The sequence below is a fragment of the Sediminicola arcticus genome, assembly GCF_040566695.1.
Taxonomy (GTDB): domain Bacteria; phylum Bacteroidota; class Bacteroidia; order Flavobacteriales; family Flavobacteriaceae; genus Sediminicola; species Sediminicola arcticus.
Genome location: NZ_JBEXAE010000001.1, coordinates 411,175 through 431,206, shown reverse-complemented (window position 1 = coordinate 431,206; position 20,032 = coordinate 411,175). Strand labels below are relative to the sequence as shown.

The window sequence follows — 20,032 nt, the reverse complement described above, 5'->3', positions numbered from 1 at the left end:
AAAGAATGAACTTTCCTTCCAATATATTCAATTCCCATCCTAAAGAGGATGGGGATTTTTTTGGGGGGATGACTAAGATTTTAGGTTTTAAGCCTAAGAAATTAGACATCTACAAAAAGGCATTTCTTCACCGCTCCTCCAATAAAAAAGATGCTAAGGGAAATCCCATGAACTATGAACGCTTAGAGTTCTTAGGGGATGCAATGCTGGGGACCATCATATCACGTTACCTTTACAATGAGGTTCCAGAAGGAGATGAGGGGTACTTGACCAAAATGCGATCCAAAATTGTTAGTAGGGAACATTTAAATGAATTGGGAAAGGATTTAAACCTTATTGATTTTGTAGAAAGTAGAATACCAAGATCTCATTTTGGGGACAACATTCATGGAAATGTTTTTGAGGCTCTGGTTGGAGCCATTTATCTGGATAGGGGGTATAAATACTGTGAGAAATTCATTAGTTTAAGAGTTATAAGCCCGTATGTAGATATAGAGCAATTGGAAGGTAAGGTTATCAGTTATAAAAGTTTGGTCATAGAATGGTGCCAAAAGCAGAAAAAGACGTTCAATTATAATGTTTATGAAGATACAGGTAAAGATGTCCTTAAACATTTTGCTGTTAAACTTACCATAGGGAATCATGTTGTGGCAAAAGCAAGAGCAACTTCTAAAAAAAAGGCAGAGGAAAGAGCCTCCAAGAGGGCATATTTCGCATTGCAGAACAAAATAGATAAATCCGAATAAATTTACCCTAACTCAATCGTTTTCGCTGATTTAAAGGCTCTTAAACATTTTACTGGGTTATGTTTCTTGCGTTATAAATCATATATTTACGCTTTGCTTACAAGTTATGGCAGCCATTCACAAAATTTCCGAAGACTTTTTTGAGGATTCGTATGCATTGATCGCATTACACAGTAGTTTGGAAGATTTTGCTTTGGTTTATGCCCTTAACATAGGTCTTAAATCAAAATTAAGAAGATCTAAATACGACTTGGATATTTCCAAAAGCATTTCTTTCCCCATATTCGAATGGAAAGATATCGTACACGATGCCAATTGGACCCTCATAACAAACTATAGTATCAAAGAAGAAAATTTAGTTCGAGAAGGCCTATTTGGGAATGAACCATCCTACAGAACCCATTACTTAGTGCCCGAGCGTAAGGACGTGGATTACTTCTTAAAGATAGAAATGGATGAGGTAGGTACTTGCGAAGCTATTGTAAAAGGGATATTGAAAATACCGAAGGTAATTACCGCATATACCGTGGATAACAAAAAACTGAAATCAAGAAACAACTTAATTTTTTAAACAATGCCAAGCAATAAAAAGACAAAAATAGTCGCTACTCTAGGGCCTGCAACTAGTAAGAAAGAGGTGCTCCGACAAATGATCGAAGCTGGAGTAGACGTCTTTAGGATTAACTTTTCACATGCTGATTATAAAGATGTTTCGGAACGTATAAAAATGATCCGTGAACTAAACGAGGAGATGGGTACCAATACTTCTATTTTAGGAGATTTACAAGGTCCAAAACTTAGGGTTGGTGTAATGGCTGGTGAAGTTGTAGTATCTCCAGGAGATGAGATAACCTTTGTGACCGGGAAGCCTTTTGAAGGGAATGCCGAAAGGGTATACATGAACTACAGCACTTTTCCTCAAGATGTAAATCCGGGAGAGCTCATCCTGCTGGATGACGGAAAGTTGATGTTTGAAGTGATGACGACGAATAAAAAAGATGAGGTTCGCGCCAAAGTTATCCAAGGTGGACCTTTAAAATCGAAGAAAGGGGTTAACCTGCCGAACACGAATATTTCCTTACCCGCCTTGACAGAAAAGGACATTAAGGACGCCATTTTTGCCATAAAGGAAAAAGTGGATTGGATTGCACTTTCATTTGTTCGTTTTAGCCAAGATTTGATAGATCTTCAAAATTTGATAGCGGAACATTCCGATGTTAAAATCCCTATCATCGCAAAAATAGAAAAGCCTGAGGCTGTAGAAAATATAGACAAAATCGTTGCATATTGTGATGGGTTAATGGTTGCAAGGGGAGATCTAGGTGTGGAAGTTCCTGCACATGAAGTTCCTTTGATACAAAAACAATTAGTTCTTAAAGCTAAAAAAGCAAGGATTCCTGTAATTATTGCTACTCAAATGATGGAGACGATGATCACTAGTTTAACTCCTACAAGGGCAGAAGTAAACGATGTTGCCAATTCAGTTATGGATGGCGCCGATGCCGTTATGCTATCGGGAGAGACTTCTGTTGGTAATTATCCGGTACAGGTGATAGAAAAAATGACCAGTATCTTGAAAAGTGTTGAGGGATCCAATCTTATTAAGGTTCCCCAGGATCCACCACAGATTCGTACTAAGAGATACATAACTAAGTCCATTTGTTATCATGCCTCCCTAATGGCAAACGAGATCAAGGCTAAAGCGATATCAACTTTGACAAATAGTGGGTATACTGCCTTTCAAATATCGGCGTGGAGGCCTAGTGCTCATATTTTAGTCTTTACTTCCAACAAAAGAATTTTAACACAATTAAACCTCTTATGGGGTGTTAAGGCTTTTTATTATGACAAATACGTTTCTACAGATGAAACTATTGAGGATGTAAATAGACTCGCTGTTGAAAAGGGCTTCTTAGAACCAGGAGACATGCTAATTAGTTTAGCAGCCATGCCTATTAAGGATAAAGGAATGGTAAATACCTTAAGAGTTACAGAGATAGAGGCACTTTAAGCATAACTATCAAACATAATAAACCCCCAACTATGTATAATGGTTGGGGGTTTATTTTTTAATGTATTTTGTATTACGCAACTTCCCGCTCATAGGCTATGAAGTTGACCACACTCCCCTTTTGGTCATAAAGTGGCTGTGCTTTGATATCGCACCAATATTCGCTTCCGTCTTTTCTGTAATTTAATACCCTAGCTTCAAAAGGCAATTGGTTTTTCACAGCTTTGGATATGGTTGCTATGGTATTTTTGTCTGTACCCTCACCTTGGAACATCTTTGGTTTTTTTCCAATGACTTCGCTTAAAGTATAGCCGTTCATGTCAAAAATATTTTTGGTAGCATGCACAATTTTAAGGGTAGCATCTGTAACCACAATAATTTGTTCCTTTTCCTGAAGTTCGTGTTTAAACTTGGGTTGAAGTGTCCAATGGTTTTTTATCGCAATGGCATCTAGTATATCAATGTCATTTTGGTATTTACAGAAATTACCAAAGTTTGGCAATGAAAAATCTAAAGAAAGTAAGGGGATAGGATTGAGCTGAAGTGAATTGTAAAATTTAGATATCGCTTTTTCGTAATGTTTCATTAGTAAATTATTAACCTGATAGCATCTATTACATCTACACAATTTTTTATGCCATTAGTAAAATACTAAGGAAATAAAACATTAATCTAGACAATATTAATTCAAAATTAGAAAAAGTTTGGATGATTTGGAAATTTTGTGGACTGATTAACAAATCTGTTTAATGAATGAAGATATTCAGTCCATTAAGGCACTTAAATATTCAACAGAATTTCCATAAATATCTTGGAACAGTTGTTATTAGCGGGATTGTCTAAATGGTTACTGAAGGTTTTAGCACGTTTATTTGTCTTGGGATGATATTTAAAAGTCGAATTGAAGTTGAACAGAAATAACTTCATCCTGTAATTTTTCCTTTTTCTCCGTATTTAAATTTGAGAGCGAAATTCCCAAGAGTCTAACAGAGTTTTCTAATTTTTCCTGATATAGTAGTTCTTTTGTAGTTTCTAATATAAGCGATTGGTCCGCCACAAAAAAGGGAAGGGTTTTGCTTCTTGTTTGTAAAGAGAAATCGCTAAACTTGATTTTTAAAGTAACCGTTTTCCCGGCAATATTTGATTTTTTCAGTCTTTTCTCTAGTTCAAAAGCAATACTGTCTAAACGCTCCAGCATAAAGATTTCACTACTTAAATTTTCATCAAAGGTACGTTCCGCTCCAACGGACTTAGGTATTCTATTGGGTTTAACAGGACTTAGATGTATCCCACGAACTACATTATAGTAAAAGGTACCGCCCTTCCCAAAATGTTCTTCTAAAAAAGGTAAAGATTTTCCTTTGAGGTCCAAGCCCGTAAAAATGCCTAGTCTATACATTTTATCAGCGGTTACCTTTCCTACCCCATAGAATTTTCTAATTTCTAGGTTTTCTAAAAAGGACATTACCTCTTCTGGATTGACTGTTTTTTGCCCGTTTGGTTTGTTAATATCACTTGCTACTTTGGCAATAAATTTATTGATGGAAATACCAGCCGAAGCAGACAGCTTCAATTCTTCATAGATGCGTTGTCTAATTTCTTGGGCAATTAGGGTAGCTGAGGGATTTCCTTTTTTATTGACCGTAACGTCCAAATATGCCTCATCCAAGGATAATGGTTCCACAAGATCTGTATAGTCCAAAAAGATATTTCTAATTTTACTAGAGATCTCTTTGTATCTAGCAAATCGTGGTTTTACGAAGATAAGCTCAGGACAATTTTTTTTGGCAAGATAGCCGCTCATTGCACTCCGAACTCCATATTTTCTGGCCTCATAACTTGCAGCGGCGACAACGCCCCTTGTTTCTCCCCCTCCTACGGCCAACGGCTTGCCTTTTAGTTCCGGATTGTCTAATTGTTCCACAGAAGCATAGAAGGCATCCATATCTATATGGATTATTTTGCGCAAAGGAAAATCATAGGTCATGGCATAAAATTAAGCTATATATTTTGGATAGGGACAAAGTATAGAACGGCAATGAACCGTTGCTATGGTTGTAACGCATATCAATAAACACTATAATTCTTTATCTAAACAAGGTGCTTTGTTAAACCGATTCAGATTTAGCCGTCTTATACTGAATCCATTCAATTTTTTCTTTAATGGCACGTCTTCTTGTGATACGAGCTATTTTATAAAGAAACGGGGCAAAGCCAAAAAACAGTAATCCAATACCCAACAAAAAAATAGCACCAATTGAAGCGAAGGTATTTCCGCTGGAAAGAATAACCAAAATAATAATTGTGGAAAAAGGGAAGGATAGCGCCAGTATATTTATACCGAAGTTGGGATTGAAGGTTTTCTTTCCGATGGCTATTTTCTTTTCTAGACTATCCACTGCTGATATATGGGCAAAAGGCCAAAAACTACAAGCACTTAGTCCAAAACTTAGTAATAGCAGGAGATCATTTGAAGGTGTTATTTTGGCAATTGAGGCAATCATACCGCAAAACAGTGCAACTACACCCGCTCGTAGGAGCATCAAGGAAATCAGTTTTGAAAATTGTTTCTTTTTTATATGTACAGCCAGACCAATAAATAAAAGCACTAAAGGAGTCATTATAAAACTTAAACGGCTAAGGGTTTCACTCAGGAAAAAAGGTAACGACTCAAAAGAAATTCCAAGGAACACTAAGAGTAAGGCTATTGTAATAAAAATGTTCACGGGCTCGGAAATCATGGTCATTACCAACGATTTTATTTTTGTACCTTTTTCAATAGCTGTGGTATTCCTTTTATGGTAATACCATTTCATGGCTACCATATAGAGTATCAATAGTACAAAAATTTTGTTGCCCAAATCTGCGATTGCAGCTTTTGCCAAGTAGTCCTCTCCTAAATATTCCATAACAAAAGGGAAGCAAGATAGTCCAGGAGCCAACGAGGGTATCAACAAGCGCGCCGTGCGATATTCCGCTGTATCTTTTATAACACCCGTAAATGGAAGTAGATAAGGAAATCCATAAAAGAGAAAAATATTTAGGGCCAACGCCAAAAGAGGTAAAAGAATCATCTTTCCTTCTATTTCAACACTCATTAGGGCGATAAAAATAGTGGCTGGCAATGCCAAATTTAGAATTATTTTTTTAAGACCGTTTAACTCTTCCTTGGAATTAAATTTAACCTTCAACAATAATCCAATCCCTATAAAACTTATGAAAACAAGCGTTTTTTGTAAATTGATATCCATGTTAGGCAAGAACATCAGTTATGGCTGCTGAAAAAATTCTCATTTCTTCCATGGTGCCCATACTAACCCTGCACCAGTTTTTGCCCATAAAATCAAATGCACGTACACCAACCTTTTTCTCCAACATTTTTTCCAAGAATAGTTTTCCATCCATTTCAATTGGGAAAATTATAAAACTGGTAGAAGACGGAACATATTCATATCCTAGCTTATCCAAGCTACTGTATACATATTCACGAGCCGCTGCATTTTTGATCCTGGACATGTCTTGGAACGCTGTATCATCAATACTTGCCATGGCAGCATAAATAGATGTATAGGCTATACCCATACCACCCCTTGTAATTTGCTGTATTTTTTCTAAAGTATTCTCTTGGGCTAGGATATAGCCTACACGGAGTCCGGCCATTCCGTAAATTTTTGAAAATGTTCGTGCAATGATTACATCCTTTCCTTCATTAACAAGGGAAACCATACTCTGTTTGGCACCATCCTCTAAAAAATCTAGATATGCTTCATCCACAAAAACGGGCACTTTTTCCGAAACTCTTGAGCAGAAATCTAATAATTCTTTCGTATCGGTTATACTTCCCGTGGGATTGTTAGGATTACAGATGTAGACTAATTTAGTGTCTCTGTCAATAGCAGCTTCCATAGCTTTTAGATCGTGAGACCAGTCTTTTTTTAATGGAACAGCTTTCCAGCTTGCGCCAGTGGCTTCTGCAACCTTGATAAGGGACATATAGGAGGGGTCAGCAGAAACGACATTGCCTCCATTCATAAACAGTACCATAGCGATTTTCTCCAAAAGATCTGATGAACCAGGGCCCATCATTATATTCTTTGTTTCCACTCCTTCTTTTAATGCAATCTTGTCCATTAATTGAAATAGCTCTTTCCATGCATATCTATTTCCTTTATTGGCTACGTTTTTCAAAGCTTCTATGGCTTTTGGTGCGGGCCCATAGGGATTTTCATTGGCATTTAATTTAGCCAATAAAGCATCTTCATCAGCAAAATCAGTGGCTATATATTCTTTGAAAAATGGACTATAAAGGATATTGCCTTTCGCATCAAGTGTTAGCTTAGTTTTTGCGGTTTCTGCAAATCCAATATGAGGAAATAGGGTAATTCCACCAGCGGTAAGTAAGCCTGTTTGCAGCCATTTTCTACGGTTTATTTTTTTTGCTTCCATGATATACACTTTAAGTTATCTATTTTTCTAATTTAACATCAAACCGAATAAAATCCAATGCCAATATCATAAAAATCAGACAATTAAAATATAATATTAATATTTTCATAGGGCAATAAATTATCAATATGAAATTTAAACCCCTAAAAAAGGGGGCTATTTTGCAAATATAGCACCTTATATAAGCGGCAAAATAAGGAATATGATTGTATTTTTTAGATGCTTTTAAAAACGGGAAATACCATTTGAAGACCTTATTATTCTTAAAGTAGTTGATAATTAAGCTATATTTATCTAGATGGAAACAAAGGATAAAACAGCTATAATTTTGGGCGCTACAGGTTTAACCGGAGGATTTTTACTCAATATCCTCCTAGGTATGAATTACTATAAAAAGGTAATTATTTTTTCAAGATCCACTATAGGTTTTACACATCCTAAGTTGGAAGAAAATTTAATAGACCTCCTTACATTGGAAGCACATTCCGAAAAATTTAAGGCAGATGAGGTTTTTTGTTGTATTGGAACAACGAAAGCCAAGACTCCAAATAAAGAGACTTATAAGAAGATCGATTATGGGATTCCTCTTAGTGCAGCAAAACTTTGTAAACAAAATAGTATCCCTACATTTATCGTGATTTCTGCCCTTGGGGCTAATGCAAATAGTGGGATTTTTTATAATCGTATAAAAGGCGAAATGGAAGAGGATGTGTTGAAGTGTACTATTCCTAAAGCACACATTTTGCAGCCTTCCCTAATAGGAGGCAAAAGAGAGGAAAAAAGGGTTGGGGAATGGGTTTTTAAACAATTGTTTGGACTGTTCAACCTATTACTAGTAGGTCCATTGCAAAAGTACCGATCTATAGCGCCAAAGAACATTGCCAAAGCCATGGTCTGGTTGGCCAACCATGATCATGATACAATTAGAATTGAATCAGACGGGATCCAAAAGATAGCTGGTAAATAGTAGTTTAGATAGTATGCATGATAGAAATAGAACGTAAATATTTAGTGGTCTCAGTTGATTACAAAAAGGAGTCTCAAAAGAATAATAGAATTGTACAGGGGTTTTTAAATACCGATCCTTTTCGTACCGTCAGGATAAGAATCAAAGGAGACCAAGGTTTTTTAACCATTAAAGGGAATGGTAATGAAAAAGGCACCACCCGTTTCGAATGGGAAAGACAAATTCCAGTTAACGAGGCGGAAGCCTTATTTAAATTGGCAGAGCCTGGGTCAATTGATAAAATGAGGTATGAGATACGAGTAGGAGAGCATCTTTGGGAAGTGGACGAGTTTTTTGGCGAAAATGAAGGACTAATAGTGGCAGAGATTGAATTGAAACATGAGGATGAAAGTTTTGAAAGACCTTCTTGGTTAGGGGTTGAGGTTACAGGGCAGTCCAAATATTACAATGCACAATTGAGCAAAAATCCATATAAAAAATGGCAACACTAAAACTATGGGTAGTATTGTTCTTAATGGTGTTTGTGGTTTCTTGTAAAGACCGGAATAAACCCTCGTTCCCAGTGAAAAATGAAATCGGCACAGGTAAACCAACTATGTCCCAAATTAAAATGGAATTGGAGGCTAAGGGATTTTAAATCTTTGATAATATAGACGAAAAATCCAAGGATACCATATTGATGCAGCAATACTTTATTGCGTTTTTAAAGACTGGACCCAATAGGGGCCAAAGTGAAAAGGAGGCAGACATTTTGCAGAAATTATATTTGAACCATTTAGGTAGAATGTACGAATTGGGATATGCAGATATCTCAGGTCCTTTTGGAGATGAGGGAGATATACGTGGAATAACCATCTATAATGTGCCAACGCTTCAAATGGCCGATAGTCTTGCTAATCTGGATCCAATGGTATCTGCAGGGAGATTAGAAATAGAATTACATCCTTGGTAGGCAGCAAAAGGATTCCCCCTTAGATAATTACTTTGCTAAAACCCCTTCTTTATCAATAAGGGGAATAGTGATGAGGTTTTGTTCGTTCACCGTATTTTTCTCAAAGAGAAACCGTCGTTCGTATAAGACATCGTTGGCAAAAAATGTTACAAAAAATTCATTGTCCAGAGCTAGTACATCCTCTTGGACCATTTCTATTTTTTCATATGATTTAGCGCCAACTAGGCCTTTACCGTGTCTCATGGTTGAAGTTTTCTTATCTTTATCATATCCCTTGGAAACGATGAGAACCATATCTATAGGCGTGTTTCTATTATTTATGACATAAGCGTTCCAGTCTTTGGAGAGAAAATCATCGTTCCATTCATGTACAATAGCTACAAAAACTTCTTTGGCAATAGGGATCTCAATGTCTTTTTTCATCGATTGGCGATGTGAATTAATTCGAAAAAGGATTTAAAAAATAATTATTTCTGGTGGTTAGAAGGTGCTTTTAAATTGCTCCAAGAATCGAATATCATTTTCACTTAGCAAGCGGATATCTGAAATTTGGTGTAACAAAAGGGCAATCCTATCAATACCCATCCCAAAGGCAAATCCGGAATACTCGTTAGGATCAATTCCACAATTTTTCAGGACATTTGGATCTACCATTCCACATCCCATTATTTCCAACCAACCCGTTCCTTTGGTCATCTTATAATCGGTTTCTGTTTCCAGTCCCCAGTATACATCTACCTCTGCACTGGGCTCAGTAAAAGGGAAATAGGAAGGTCTTAGTCGTATTTTTGATTTTCCAAAAAGTTCTGTGGTAAAGAATTGTAGTGTTTGTTTTAAGTCGGCAAAGGAGACGTTTTTGTCAATATAAAGTCCTTCTACCTGGTGAAAGAAACAATGGGAACGTGCAGATATGGCCTCGTTCCTATACACCCTACCCGGAGAAATGGTCCTTATGGGGGGTTGGTTGTTTTCCATATAACGAACCTGTACCGAAGAGGTATGAGTACGTAATAAAATATCGGGATTGGTCTGCACAAAAAACGTGTCCTGCATATCTCTTGCAGGATGATATTCAGGCAGGTTCAAGGCAGTGAAATTATGCCAATCATCCTCTATTTCAGGGCCTTCTGAAACGTTAAATCCAATTCTAGAAAATATGTCTATAATTTGATTTTTAACAATAGAGATGGGATGTCTTGCACCTAGCTCAATAGGATTTCCAGGTCTTGTAAGGTCACCGTATATTCCCGTTTCCGTTACGCTGTTTTCTAGAAAGTATTTTAAGGCGTTAACTTTGTCTGTAGCTGCATTTTTAAGTTGGTTCAAAACTTGTCCGAATTCTTTTTTCTGATCATTGGGTACATTTTTGAACGCTGCAAAGAAATGGTTCAGAATACCCTTTTTTCCTAAATATTGGATTCTGAAAGCTTCAATGGCCTCCAGGTTGTCGGAAGAAAAATTTTCCACTTCCGTAATATGTTGTTTCAACTGGTCTATCATGGTCTCTCTAATGGCTTCTGGAGGTTTTTGGTCTCCCATTACCGATTGCAAAAGTGTTCGTTCGCTCTATTTTTTTAAATGATTGTACTGGACACATTGCAATAAGTGATTGTAATTTATTTTCTAAAAATTCCCAAGGCATAGCACTTGCTTGGGCTGGCAAATTTAAAACTTTTATTACAGTACAAATAGAATATTTAAGCAAGTTTGTTTATTTCTTACTGTGGGTGCTGTTTTTCACATATGCAACACATTTATTAAAAGAATTGAAAATGTGCTCTTTAGGGATTAGGTCGGGTATAATATCAATACGTTCCATCATGTACCTTGGCTGTTTAAGCACATTGACAAAGAGGACATTTATATTTTGCCTCTTTAGTTCAACTAGCACATCTTCCATAGCATAGAGACCAGATTGGTCCATGTACTGCATGCGGCCCATTCTAATGATGACTGATGAGGCTGTACTTGGAATTTGTTTTGCTAATTGTTGAAAATCACTCGTAGAACCAAAGAATAATGGACCTTTGATATGTTTGATGAATACTTTTTCCAATAATTCCTTTGGGAAATCATCTTCATCTGCCCAAGCTTTTTCTTTTAATAGTGTTTTAACGTTGGATCGTTCTGCTGTAAGATCTCCCATCTTTTTCATAAACATCAGGGAGGCTATAATTAAACCAATACCTACGGCGTAAACCAAGTTCCAAAAAGTGGACAACACAAGTACAATAAGCATTACCATCACCTCAGAACTCAATTTTACAGGCCCTATTTTTAAATCTTTCGGTAAGCTAGGTATAGCTTTTAGTCCTTTGTAATCCATAACGCCAATACCAACGGTCACCAATATTCCTGCCAATACAGCAGCAGGTATTTGGGAGGCTACTGGACCCAGAGCTAAAAGGATGACTAATAATAGTAGGCCTGCAATCATTCCGGAGAGCTTTGTTTTTCCTCCAGCATTAATATTTACTACAGTCCTAATGGTGGCCCCGGCTCCTGGAATACCTCCAAAAATCGCAGCTATACTATTGCCTACTCCTTGACCTACCAACTCTTTATTGGGTTGGTGTTTGGTCTTTGTCATGTTATCTGCTACTACTGAGGTCAAAAGGGAATCTATTGCTCCTAGCAAGGCCAGGGTAAATGCGGTGAAAATATAAGGGGTTATGGATCCCAACTTAAAATTGGTAAATATCCCAAAGTTGGGCAAGGGCATTCCACTAGGTATTTTTTCAATAGGGCGATAGTCGATTCCAAAACCATAGGCAACTCCAGAAACCACCAATAGGGCAACAAGAGTACTGGGTATGGTGGTAGTGATACGTTTAAAACCGTATATGATAATTATGGTAGATAGTGCCAACAAGACTTCTAGCCAATTTATATTTCTCAAGGCATTTGGGAATACTTTTATGGCACCTAATACACCAGAAGCTTCCTTGGCTGCTAGAGTTTTGGCCTCTTCCATGATATCAATATCAGAAATAGTCTCTGCACGCCCAATAGTCTCTTTAAAGTTTTCCAGCACCAAAATACCTTCTCCCGCCTCTTCTTTAAGGATATTCTCTAAAATTAGTTCTTCAGCTTCTGCCTTAAAACCTTTAACAAATTCCAAATCCTCCTTTGGATAGTACCCCATGGAGGGTAATATTTGCGTTAATAATATGATAACCCCAATTGCGGTCATAAACCCTGAAACAACTGGGTAGGGAATATATTTGATGTATTTTCCTAGTCCTAAAAGTCCCAAGCCTACCTGCATGAGTCCAGCCAAAAGAAAAACCGTTAAAATTGCTGGTAATGCCTTTTCCAAGTTTCCATCATTGATAGCAACAATCCCGGCAACGACTATCATGCTCACAGCTGTCATTGGTGCCGTCGGTCCTGATATTTGTGTACTTGTACCTCCAAAAATGGCAGCGAAAAAACCAATAAAAATAGCACCGTACAACCCAGCACTAGGACCCAATCCCGAGCTCACCCCAAAGGCCAGAGCCAACGGAAGCGCAACAATTCCCGCTGTGATGCCACCAAAAAGGTCGCCTTTGAAATTGGAAAATAGCTTAGTCATGCCTTGATTTTTAGAAAAAAAAATAGTTTTAAAAGGTAGTGTTAATATAAGCAATTAATGCATAAAAAAATAAATAGTAGCGCTTTGTATTTATGTATTATAACAAGGATTGGCAGACTTATCTGTTCATTAACGGTAAAATTTCTAGAATGCAAATAAAAAAGGACCAAGCTATTCCTTGGTCCTTTTTTATCTAAATTAAACTTCTTCGTTTAAAAGTTAAGTTGGTATACTGTTTCCAACTGTGAATCATTTTGTATAGTGACCCCAAGATCGTTTACAATTCCAGTACTTAGGCCATAGACCCACCCATGCAGATCTAATTTTTGACCTTTGCTCCAAGCATTTTGGACAATGGAAGTTTTTGCAAGATCAAATACCTGCTCTTTTACATTGAACTCAACAAACTGGTCAAAGCGTTTAGTTTCATCTTTTATGGCATCTAGTTCCTTTTTATGAAGGCGGTATACATCTTTGATGTGTCTTACCCAGTTGTCAATAAGTCCTATAGACTGGTTGCCCATGGCGGCTTTTACCCCTCCACAGCCATAATGCCCGCATACAATGACGTGTTGTACCTTTAAAACATTTACTGCATAATCTAACACACTTAACATGTTCATATCTGTGTGCAAAACCATATTGGCAATATTTCTGTGAACAAATACCTCTCCCGGTTGAGCTCCTATTATTTCATTGGCCGGAACACGACTATCCGCACATCCAATCCATAGTAATGGTGGACTTTGACCTTTTGAGAGTTTTTGGAAGAATTCCGGGTCCAAATCCAATTTGCTCTTTACCCATTCTTTATTTTTTTCGATCAGACTTTTATAAAAATCTTTGCTCATAAATCTTTTTTTGATGTGATTAAGATGTTGTTACTGCTCCGAAATAATCCTTGAAACTATCAGGATTTTCTACTTCACCACGGTTAGAAATTAATTTAATTTTAATACCCTTACTTTTAGATTTAAAGGCAAATTCATCTAGGATTTCAATGATGTCATAATGTAAACGAACTGTTTTCCGAACATCTAATTCCAAAGTGGTATTATTTGGAAGGTTATTTAGCTCCCTTAATATTGCTCCTTTGTTCAAGAACGAAATCTCCTCGGCTAGTGTCATTTGAACCCGATGACCTTCTTCATTACTTTCTAGGATATGCAGAAAGTGTGAGTTCTTGTAGTTTTGAATCAGAATAGTGGTAATTCCAACAGCAAGACCAAGACCAATTCCCATTAATAAGTCAGTAAACACAACTCCTATCACTGTAACAACAAAGGGGATAAATTGTGTTTTGCCCAAAAAATACATTTGTTTGAACAATGCTGGCTTTGCCAATTTATAACCAACAATGATTAATACAGCGGCTAAAACGGCCAACGGTATTTTATTGAGTAATGTAGGAATTAATACAACGGCAAGCAATAGAAACCCACCATGAATTATAGTAGACAATTTTGTTTTTCCACCAGATTGAACATTGGCCGAACTTCTTACAATAACTTGCGTGATAGGTAGCCCTCCAATAAGTCCCGAAACAATGTTTCCTATTCCCTGCGCATAAAGCTCACGGTTGGTAGGGGTTGTTTTTTTTTCTGGATCTAATTTATCGGCAGCTTCCACAGAAAGAAGGGTTTCCAAACTGGCCACAATTGCAATAGTAACTCCCGCAATCCATACCTCCGGATTTAATGCGGCTCCAAAGTTGGGAAAAGTGAACTGACCCAAAAACATAGAAATATTTTCTGGAATTGGGACGCGAACTAAATGCTTAGCCGAAATGGCATAAGTTGAGGTAGTTGGCAAACTCATTTGATAAATTATTCCAAACACAACTGCTGCCAAAGGTCCAGGTATGATAGAGAATATAGCATGTTTCTTAGAAAGTACTTTTTCCCAAAATAGTAATATTAGTAAAGAAGTTGAAGCCACAATAATGGCACCAGGGGATATAAATTCTAACATATGTCCTAACGCGGATAATGTGTTATCTCCATCGGCTTGAAAGAAATCTAGATCACCCTCGTAATCAGAATCATATCCAAAAGCATGGGGAATTTGTTTTAAAAGAATGATTATTCCAATTGCGGTTAGCATTCCCTTAATAACTGCCGAAGGAAAATAGTAACCAATAATACCAGCTTTTAATACACCTAATACTATTTGTATTGCTCCCCCGATAACCACAGCGACTAAAAAATTCTCATAGCTTCCGAGGGTAGTAATAGCGGATAAAACAATTACGGCCAAACCTGCAGCTGGACCACTCACCCCTAAGGATGAACCGCTTATACCTCCAACGACTATACCACCCACAATTCCAGCAATTATTCCTGAAAATAAAGGAGCTCCACTTGCTAAAGCGATACCCAAACATAAGGGTAAAGCCACAAAAAATACGACGACACTAGCAGGGAGGTCGTGCTTTAAATTTTTAAACATAAAATAAAAGAGTTGTTACCCCAATCAATGTTGGAGAAAGATTCGTTATTACATAAAATTAATGTGTAACTAAATTGAATATTCTGGGGGCGGTAGTACTATTTGTCTAAAACAATCGGAGTAGGCCAGTGTATAATTGTCAGTGTTAGGCCTTTCTATTATATCGGAGCCAAAGATATAATCTGTTAGGCTTTTGGAAATAATTTTTTCTTCTTCACTATTTTTCTTAACCTGCTGTTCTTTTTGTTCTTCCTCATTTATAGTATTGCTCACTAGGGACTGTCCGTCATTAATAATGGTAATGATGGGTTGCCCAATACAGGCAAAAAACCATAGGCTTAGCATGGAGACTTGAATAATATATTTGATCTGAATCATATCTATATCACAAATATAAAAGTATCAAATACATAAAGTGTTAAATATTTTTTAAAAATCTTTTAGGAATTTAATATTTTTTGTAGGAAGCCAACCAGTTTTGCCATCTGCCAGTTTTATCTTGTTCCAATCGCTCAAGGTGTCCAAGACAAATACTTTTGTCCCCTCGTGGATTCTAAAAGTTTCTTGGCTTCTGCTGTTGGGCTCAGATTTTACGATTACCTCATTATCAAAAACAATTGCGGGCTGTTCAGACCTATAACTTCCAAATTCTAGGTACGCAATGAGTACGGCAAACACCGAAATAATTAGAGCAACTATGCTAATAATAAATGCTGCTCTCTTTTGAGAGGAATAGCTCAGGTAATAAAAGGCAATATATCCAAGAACAAAGAGCAACATAAAAACTATAGCTGTAATGGCCCATTGGTCGAAAGATAGAAATTCAGTAATACTACTAAAAATACGACTAAAACCAGTTTCAGGCATTTGCTCTATAGCATCCAAGGTCATGTTCCTTGCAAAGGCTAAATTGTTCTTTACTTCATTGTCTGATGGATCTAGCAAGAGTGATTTTTCGTAATAATAAATGCTGGGTGCAATTTTATTAAGCTTGTAATAGGCATTGCCTAAGTTAAAGTATAGTGCCGCGGAATGTTCCCCATTATCAATGATCTTCTTATAATTTTCAATGGACTCATTGTACTTTCCTGCATTGTAGGATTTGGTGGCCTCATCAAATATCACATTGTTTTGCGCCACTCCCCAAAAAGAAATCATCGTAATAATCAGAAAAATAATCTTTCTCATGGCTTATAGCTGTTTATCCATTTGTGATATAACCTCGCTGGCCTTGTTATAATCTTCTTGCATCTGGACTTCAGAAAAGGGACTATAACGTGCAAGTTCACAATTTTTTAATAGGGAAATAAAATCTTGTATAGAACCTTTCTCAATTTGTTTTTGGGCCAAAAGTTCTTCAATCTTATCCTTACTGAATTCAGAAGTTTCGATTTTTAATTTTGCCTTGAGGTAATTGTGCAGTGCTTTTTCAAGTGCAATGTAAAATGCATCTTTGTTGCCTAAGGTCTTTTTAGCAGCAGATAGATATTTTCTTGCCAATTTATTAGCTTTTTTGATTCTCCTTCCAGCTAGGTCGCTTCCAATAGCCTCTCTTTTTTTACCAAATATAATAGCTATAGGAATCAGTAACATTGGAAGTAGGAACCACATGTAAAAAGAGGAGGATCCAAAGAAAGATTCTGTAGTTATGGCCTTTAAATGAGCCCTAGTTTTAATAAAATGAAACTGGTCACTTGCTGTTACAACGCTTTTCTGGCTGCTATAAGAGGAGGGATTGGAGGTGTTGGCAGAGCCACTATTTGGGCCTTCAATGACATTTACCATAATTTCAGTAGAATTTAAACTTCTATATTTTTCCGTTTCCGGATCAAAATAACTAAACGTTATACCAGGAATTGGATATTTCCCCTTAAATGAAGGCACAATAGTATAGTTGTTGCTCACCGTTCCTTCCATACCCTCTGTTGTAGTACGTATCCCTTCATTGAACTCTGGCTCGTATACTTCCAGGGCACTTGGGAGACTTAACTCGGGCAACTGAAACAACTTCAAATTACCTTTCCCACTAACTTCTACCTTGGCCTGAAGTGATTCTGAGGCATTTAATTGTGTTTTAGTTGTGGTAACGGAAAAATTAAATTTTCCCACAGCCCCACCAAAATTTTCTGGTTTACCTTCCGTTGGAAGCTCTTTTACATTAATATTTCTCTGGCCTGCAGAAACCGTTATGTTGGTAGAGGTGTATACTTTGCCACCAAAAAAATCGCGTTTATTAGTGGGTACATCTACAGTCACCTCAAGGGATAATGGCTCTATCTCTAATTCGCCGGTTTTTTGTGGATATAGCACCACACGTTTTAAAATAACATAGCGGTACGATTTTCCTTCATACAGTCCATTTTGGACAGAGTACTTCGTTACCGGCATCTCTTGGCTCCAAAAATCGTTGTATTTTGGGTTGTCCAATGCCCTGAAGTTAGAGACGTTTATAGATGGACTTACATAAAGTTTATAGACCACACTTATGGCCTCATTTAAATAAGGACCTGATTTGGAAACTTCTGCAACCAAATGTAAGTTATCATCTGCCACAGCATCAGCGCTAGCTTCCTCTCCGGGGCGTTCAACAGCTGCAGTTATCTCTACCTCTTGCGTAAGGGATTTATAGGTTTTGCCATCTATAATAATAGTAGCTTGGTTGATGGTGAATTTTCCTCTTGCAGTAGGCATGAGGATATAGGAATATGTTTTGGAATAACTACGAACTCCATTCACCCAAGAAGATTTAATAGACTGGGACGGACCCATGACAACGTTAAAACCGTCAAAATTGGGAGGGTTAAAATTATCACCGTCTTTGTTCATGGAAAAATCTATCCTTAGACGCTCATTAATACCCAATTGATCTTTGCTGAGTTTGGCCTCAAAAGTAATGGCATCAGAATCCTGTGCCTTCGAAAGTAAGGCAAAAAACAAGAGTGTGACCAATGCCACAAAATGTTTAACAGATATGTTCATTACCAATCTTTTTCATTTTTCACTTTTACACCTTTTGCCTTTTGTGCATCTATTTTTTCTTTCACTTTTTTTTCTTCATTTTGCATGGCTTCCAAAAGGTTTTTTACCTGTTGGGGTGAAAGTTGATTGGGACGTGGTTGCTGTTGTTCTTTTTGTTCGCTAGGGTCTTTTCCCTGCTCTGGCTTGTTTTTATTTTCTTCCTTTTTATCCCCTTCACCCTTTTTATTTTCTTCCTGCTTCTGGTCTCCTTTATCCCCCTCGTCTCCTTTGTCTTTATTTTTATCGTCCTTTTGGTCCCCTTTGTTATCCTTATTGTTTTCTCCGTCTTTTTTGTCGTCCTGCTTATTCTCTTCGTCTTTCTTATCCTGATTTTTGTCGTTCTTCTTGTCTTCGTCTTGTTGTTTTTTCAACATTTCTTTTGCAAGAGCAAGATTGTAGCGGGTCTCTTCGTCGTTGGGGTTGTTTCGCAAGGCCTGTTTATAAGCTTCAACGGCTTTTTCATATTCTTTGTTTTTCATAAAAACATTACCCATATTGTGATAGGCACTGTGTTTTTCTTTTTTGTCCGTTGCCATTTCCCCAGCTTCCTTAAATCTCGAAAAAGCTTCCTTATAAGTTTCTTTTTGGTAATAGGCGTTTCCTAAATTATAAGGAGCAACAGTATTTTTATCACTTTTGGCTATTGCCTTCCTATAATTAGCTTCCGCGTTTACAAATTCATTTTGAGCAAGTTCTTGGTTCGCCTCCCAAGTTAAATTCTTTGAAGTACGGAGCGCTTTCTCTTGTTCTTTCTCTTGTTCTTTGTCCTTTACTTGGCCTAAGGCCGAGCACCCTATCAATAGAATAAGAAATGTTATTTTCATCTTAGGCATCTTCATTAAATAAGTTTAATTTTTTTAACCATTTGGTTTTTCTTTCCAATAAGAAAATATCCATGAACAGAAAGAAAAGGCCTACTCCTAAAAACCATTGGAATTGATCTTTATACTCTGCAAATTGCTTGGCTTCAAATTCTGTTTTGTCTATTTGGTTCAGTTGCTGTTTAATGAATTCTACTGCTTCATCGGTATTTGACCCGTTAATATACTCTCCATTTCCTTCGTTAGCAATCTCCTTAAGAATTTCTTCATTCAATTTTGTAATCACCACCTCGCCTTGGGCGTCCTTTTTTAAACTCTGGACAACGCCATTTCTTTTAATGGGTATTGGGGCACCTTTGGCCTGTCCTACGCCAACAGTGAAAATACGTATTCCCTCTTCAACGGCTTTATCCACGGCATCTATGGTGATACCCTCGGAATGGTCTTCTCCATCGGAGATGATAAACAAAATTCTATTGGTCTGTTGTTCATCGTCATAATACGTGGTCGCCAAATTTATAGCCTCGTTAATTGCGGTACCTTGAGAGGATAGCATATCGGTATTCATGCTCTGTAAGAACATTTTGGCAGCACCATAATCCGTAGTAATCGGTAATTGTGGGAAAGCCTGTCCGGCATAAGCTATAATTCCTATACGGTCACTGCCCAATTGATTAATGATTTCAGATACCAATCGCTTCGCCTTTTCCAACCTATTGGGAGCAATGTCCTCTGCTAACATACTTTTAGAAACATCGAGCGCAAAAACAATATCTACGCCCTCTCTTTTTACAGTTTCCAATTTTGTGCCTATTTTGGGATTGACAAGGCCTATAATCAAAAATGAAAGTCCAAATAGAAGAATAATAAGTTTTAACGTAGACTTAAAATTAGAGCTATTAGGAGTTATCCTTTTTAATAGTGTCAAATCAGCAAATTTCCGTTGTGTCCTTTTTTTCCATATTTGTAGGGCCACAAAAATGACTATCATTACGGGTATAATGAGAAACAGATAAAAATATATTTTTTCGTCTAATTGGACCATA

The 20,032-nt window shown here is 37.1% G+C and carries 19 protein-coding genes and 1 pseudogene; 6 read left to right on the top strand and 14 right to left on the bottom strand.

The genetic code is table 11. The features are described from left to right. Positions 1-5: 5 nt before the first annotated feature. The 3 genes from rnc to pyk all read left to right on the top strand — a co-directional run bounded on the left by rnc (position 6) and on the right by pyk (position 2,757). On the top strand, positions 6-746 hold the full coding sequence (rnc, locus tag ABXZ36_RS01935; protein ID WP_354613774.1) for a ribonuclease III: 741 nt from the start codon (positions 6-8) through the stop codon (positions 744-746). Between the two features lie 106 nt (positions 747-852). Further along, entirely contained in the window at positions 853-1,317 is a 465-nt protein-coding gene (locus tag ABXZ36_RS01930; RefSeq protein WP_354613773.1) for an IPExxxVDY family protein, read from the top strand. A gap of 3 nt (positions 1,318-1,320) precedes the next feature. After that, positions 1,321-2,757 carry a pyruvate kinase gene (pyk, locus tag ABXZ36_RS01925; RefSeq protein WP_354613772.1) on the top strand — a complete coding sequence of 479 codons (1,437 nt, stop codon included), beginning with the start codon at positions 1,321-1,323 and terminating at the stop codon, positions 2,755-2,757. Positions 2,758-2,830: 73 nt separating this feature from the next. Here the strand turns inward: pyk and ABXZ36_RS01920 are convergent, their stop codons facing one another. The 4 genes from ABXZ36_RS01920 to ABXZ36_RS01905 all read right to left on the bottom strand — a co-directional run bounded on the left by ABXZ36_RS01920 (position 2,831) and on the right by ABXZ36_RS01905 (position 7,203). Continuing rightward, positions 2,831-3,343, bottom strand: a complete 513-nt coding sequence (locus ABXZ36_RS01920) for a PAS domain-containing protein (protein WP_354613771.1) — start codon at positions 3,341-3,343, stop codon at positions 2,831-2,833. Between the two features lie 303 nt (positions 3,344-3,646). Continuing rightward, entirely contained in the window at positions 3,647-4,744 is a 1,098-nt protein-coding gene (gene dinB, locus ABXZ36_RS01915) for a DNA polymerase IV (protein WP_354613770.1), read from the bottom strand. A 121-nt stretch (positions 4,745-4,865) separates the two neighbouring features. After that, complete coding sequence (locus tag ABXZ36_RS01910; RefSeq protein WP_354613769.1) at positions 4,866-6,008, bottom strand: AEC family transporter; 1,143 nt, start codon at positions 6,006-6,008, stop codon at positions 4,866-4,868. Between the two features lies 1 nt (position 6,009). After that, positions 6,010-7,203 carry a pyridoxal phosphate-dependent aminotransferase gene (locus ABXZ36_RS01905; RefSeq protein ID WP_354613768.1) on the bottom strand — a complete coding sequence of 398 codons (1,194 nt, stop codon included), beginning with the start codon at positions 7,201-7,203 and terminating at the stop codon, positions 6,010-6,012. Between the two features lie 298 nt (positions 7,204-7,501). On the opposite strand from ABXZ36_RS01905, the gene ABXZ36_RS01900 reads away from it, so the two are divergent. From ABXZ36_RS01900 to ABXZ36_RS01890, 3 genes and pseudogenes are all read left to right on the top strand, one after another. Next, a complete protein-coding gene (locus tag ABXZ36_RS01900) occupies positions 7,502-8,170 on the top strand; it encodes a Rossmann-fold NAD(P)-binding domain-containing protein (RefSeq protein ID WP_354613767.1) in 669 nt (222 codons plus the stop codon). Between the two features lie 17 nt (positions 8,171-8,187). Continuing rightward, complete coding sequence (locus ABXZ36_RS01895) at positions 8,188-8,661, top strand: CYTH domain-containing protein (RefSeq protein ID WP_354613766.1); 474 nt, start codon at positions 8,188-8,190, stop codon at positions 8,659-8,661. Then, positions 8,649-9,122, top strand: a pseudogene (locus tag ABXZ36_RS01890) (YciI family protein). The gene ABXZ36_RS01895 and the pseudogene ABXZ36_RS01890 overlap by 13 nt, the downstream one beginning before the upstream one ends. Before the next feature lie 27 nt (positions 9,123-9,149). On the opposite strand, the gene ABXZ36_RS01885 reads toward ABXZ36_RS01890, so the two are convergent. The 10 genes from ABXZ36_RS01885 to ABXZ36_RS01840 all read right to left on the bottom strand — a co-directional run bounded on the left by ABXZ36_RS01885 (position 9,150) and on the right by ABXZ36_RS01840 (position 20,031). Further along, positions 9,150-9,545, bottom strand: coding sequence for a hypothetical protein (locus ABXZ36_RS01885; RefSeq protein ID WP_354613765.1), 396 nt, complete (start codon positions 9,543-9,545; stop codon positions 9,150-9,152). Positions 9,546-9,602: 57 nt separating this feature from the next. Beyond that, positions 9,603-10,622 (bottom strand): phenylalanine--tRNA ligase subunit alpha, encoded by a 1,020-nt coding sequence (gene pheS, locus ABXZ36_RS01880; RefSeq protein WP_354614132.1) that lies wholly within the window; start codon positions 10,620-10,622, stop codon positions 9,603-9,605. A 211-nt stretch (positions 10,623-10,833) separates the two neighbouring features. Further along, positions 10,834-12,699: a SulP family inorganic anion transporter gene (locus ABXZ36_RS01875; protein ID WP_354613764.1), complete on the bottom strand. Its 1,866-nt coding sequence runs from the start codon at positions 12,697-12,699 to the stop codon at positions 10,834-10,836. A gap of 212 nt (positions 12,700-12,911) precedes the next feature. Continuing rightward, entirely contained in the window at positions 12,912-13,550 is a 639-nt protein-coding gene (can, locus tag ABXZ36_RS01870; protein ID WP_354613763.1) for a carbonate dehydratase, read from the bottom strand. 19 nt (positions 13,551-13,569) lie between these two features. Then, positions 13,570-15,147: a SulP family inorganic anion transporter gene (locus ABXZ36_RS01865; RefSeq protein WP_354613762.1), complete on the bottom strand. Its 1,578-nt coding sequence runs from the start codon at positions 15,145-15,147 to the stop codon at positions 13,570-13,572. A 69-nt stretch (positions 15,148-15,216) separates the two neighbouring features. Further along, entirely contained in the window at positions 15,217-15,525 is a 309-nt protein-coding gene (locus ABXZ36_RS01860; protein ID WP_354613761.1) for a hypothetical protein, read from the bottom strand. A gap of 51 nt (positions 15,526-15,576) precedes the next feature. Then, a complete protein-coding gene (locus ABXZ36_RS01855) occupies positions 15,577-16,335 on the bottom strand; it encodes a tetratricopeptide repeat protein (RefSeq protein ID WP_354613760.1) in 759 nt (252 codons plus the stop codon). 3 nt (positions 16,336-16,338) lie between these two features. Beyond that, positions 16,339-18,126 carry a BatD family protein gene (locus tag ABXZ36_RS01850; protein WP_354613759.1) on the bottom strand — a complete coding sequence of 596 codons (1,788 nt, stop codon included), beginning with the start codon at positions 18,124-18,126 and terminating at the stop codon, positions 16,339-16,341. Beyond that, positions 18,126-18,998, bottom strand: coding sequence for a tetratricopeptide repeat protein (locus ABXZ36_RS01845; protein WP_435602041.1), 873 nt, complete (start codon positions 18,996-18,998; stop codon positions 18,126-18,128). Before ABXZ36_RS01845 ends, ABXZ36_RS01850 begins: the two co-directional genes overlap by 1 nt. Next, positions 18,991-20,031 carry a VWA domain-containing protein gene (locus tag ABXZ36_RS01840; protein WP_354613757.1) on the bottom strand — a complete coding sequence of 347 codons (1,041 nt, stop codon included), beginning with the start codon at positions 20,029-20,031 and terminating at the stop codon, positions 18,991-18,993. Before ABXZ36_RS01840 ends, ABXZ36_RS01845 begins: the two co-directional genes overlap by 8 nt. Between the last annotated feature and the right edge of the window lies 1 nt (position 20,032).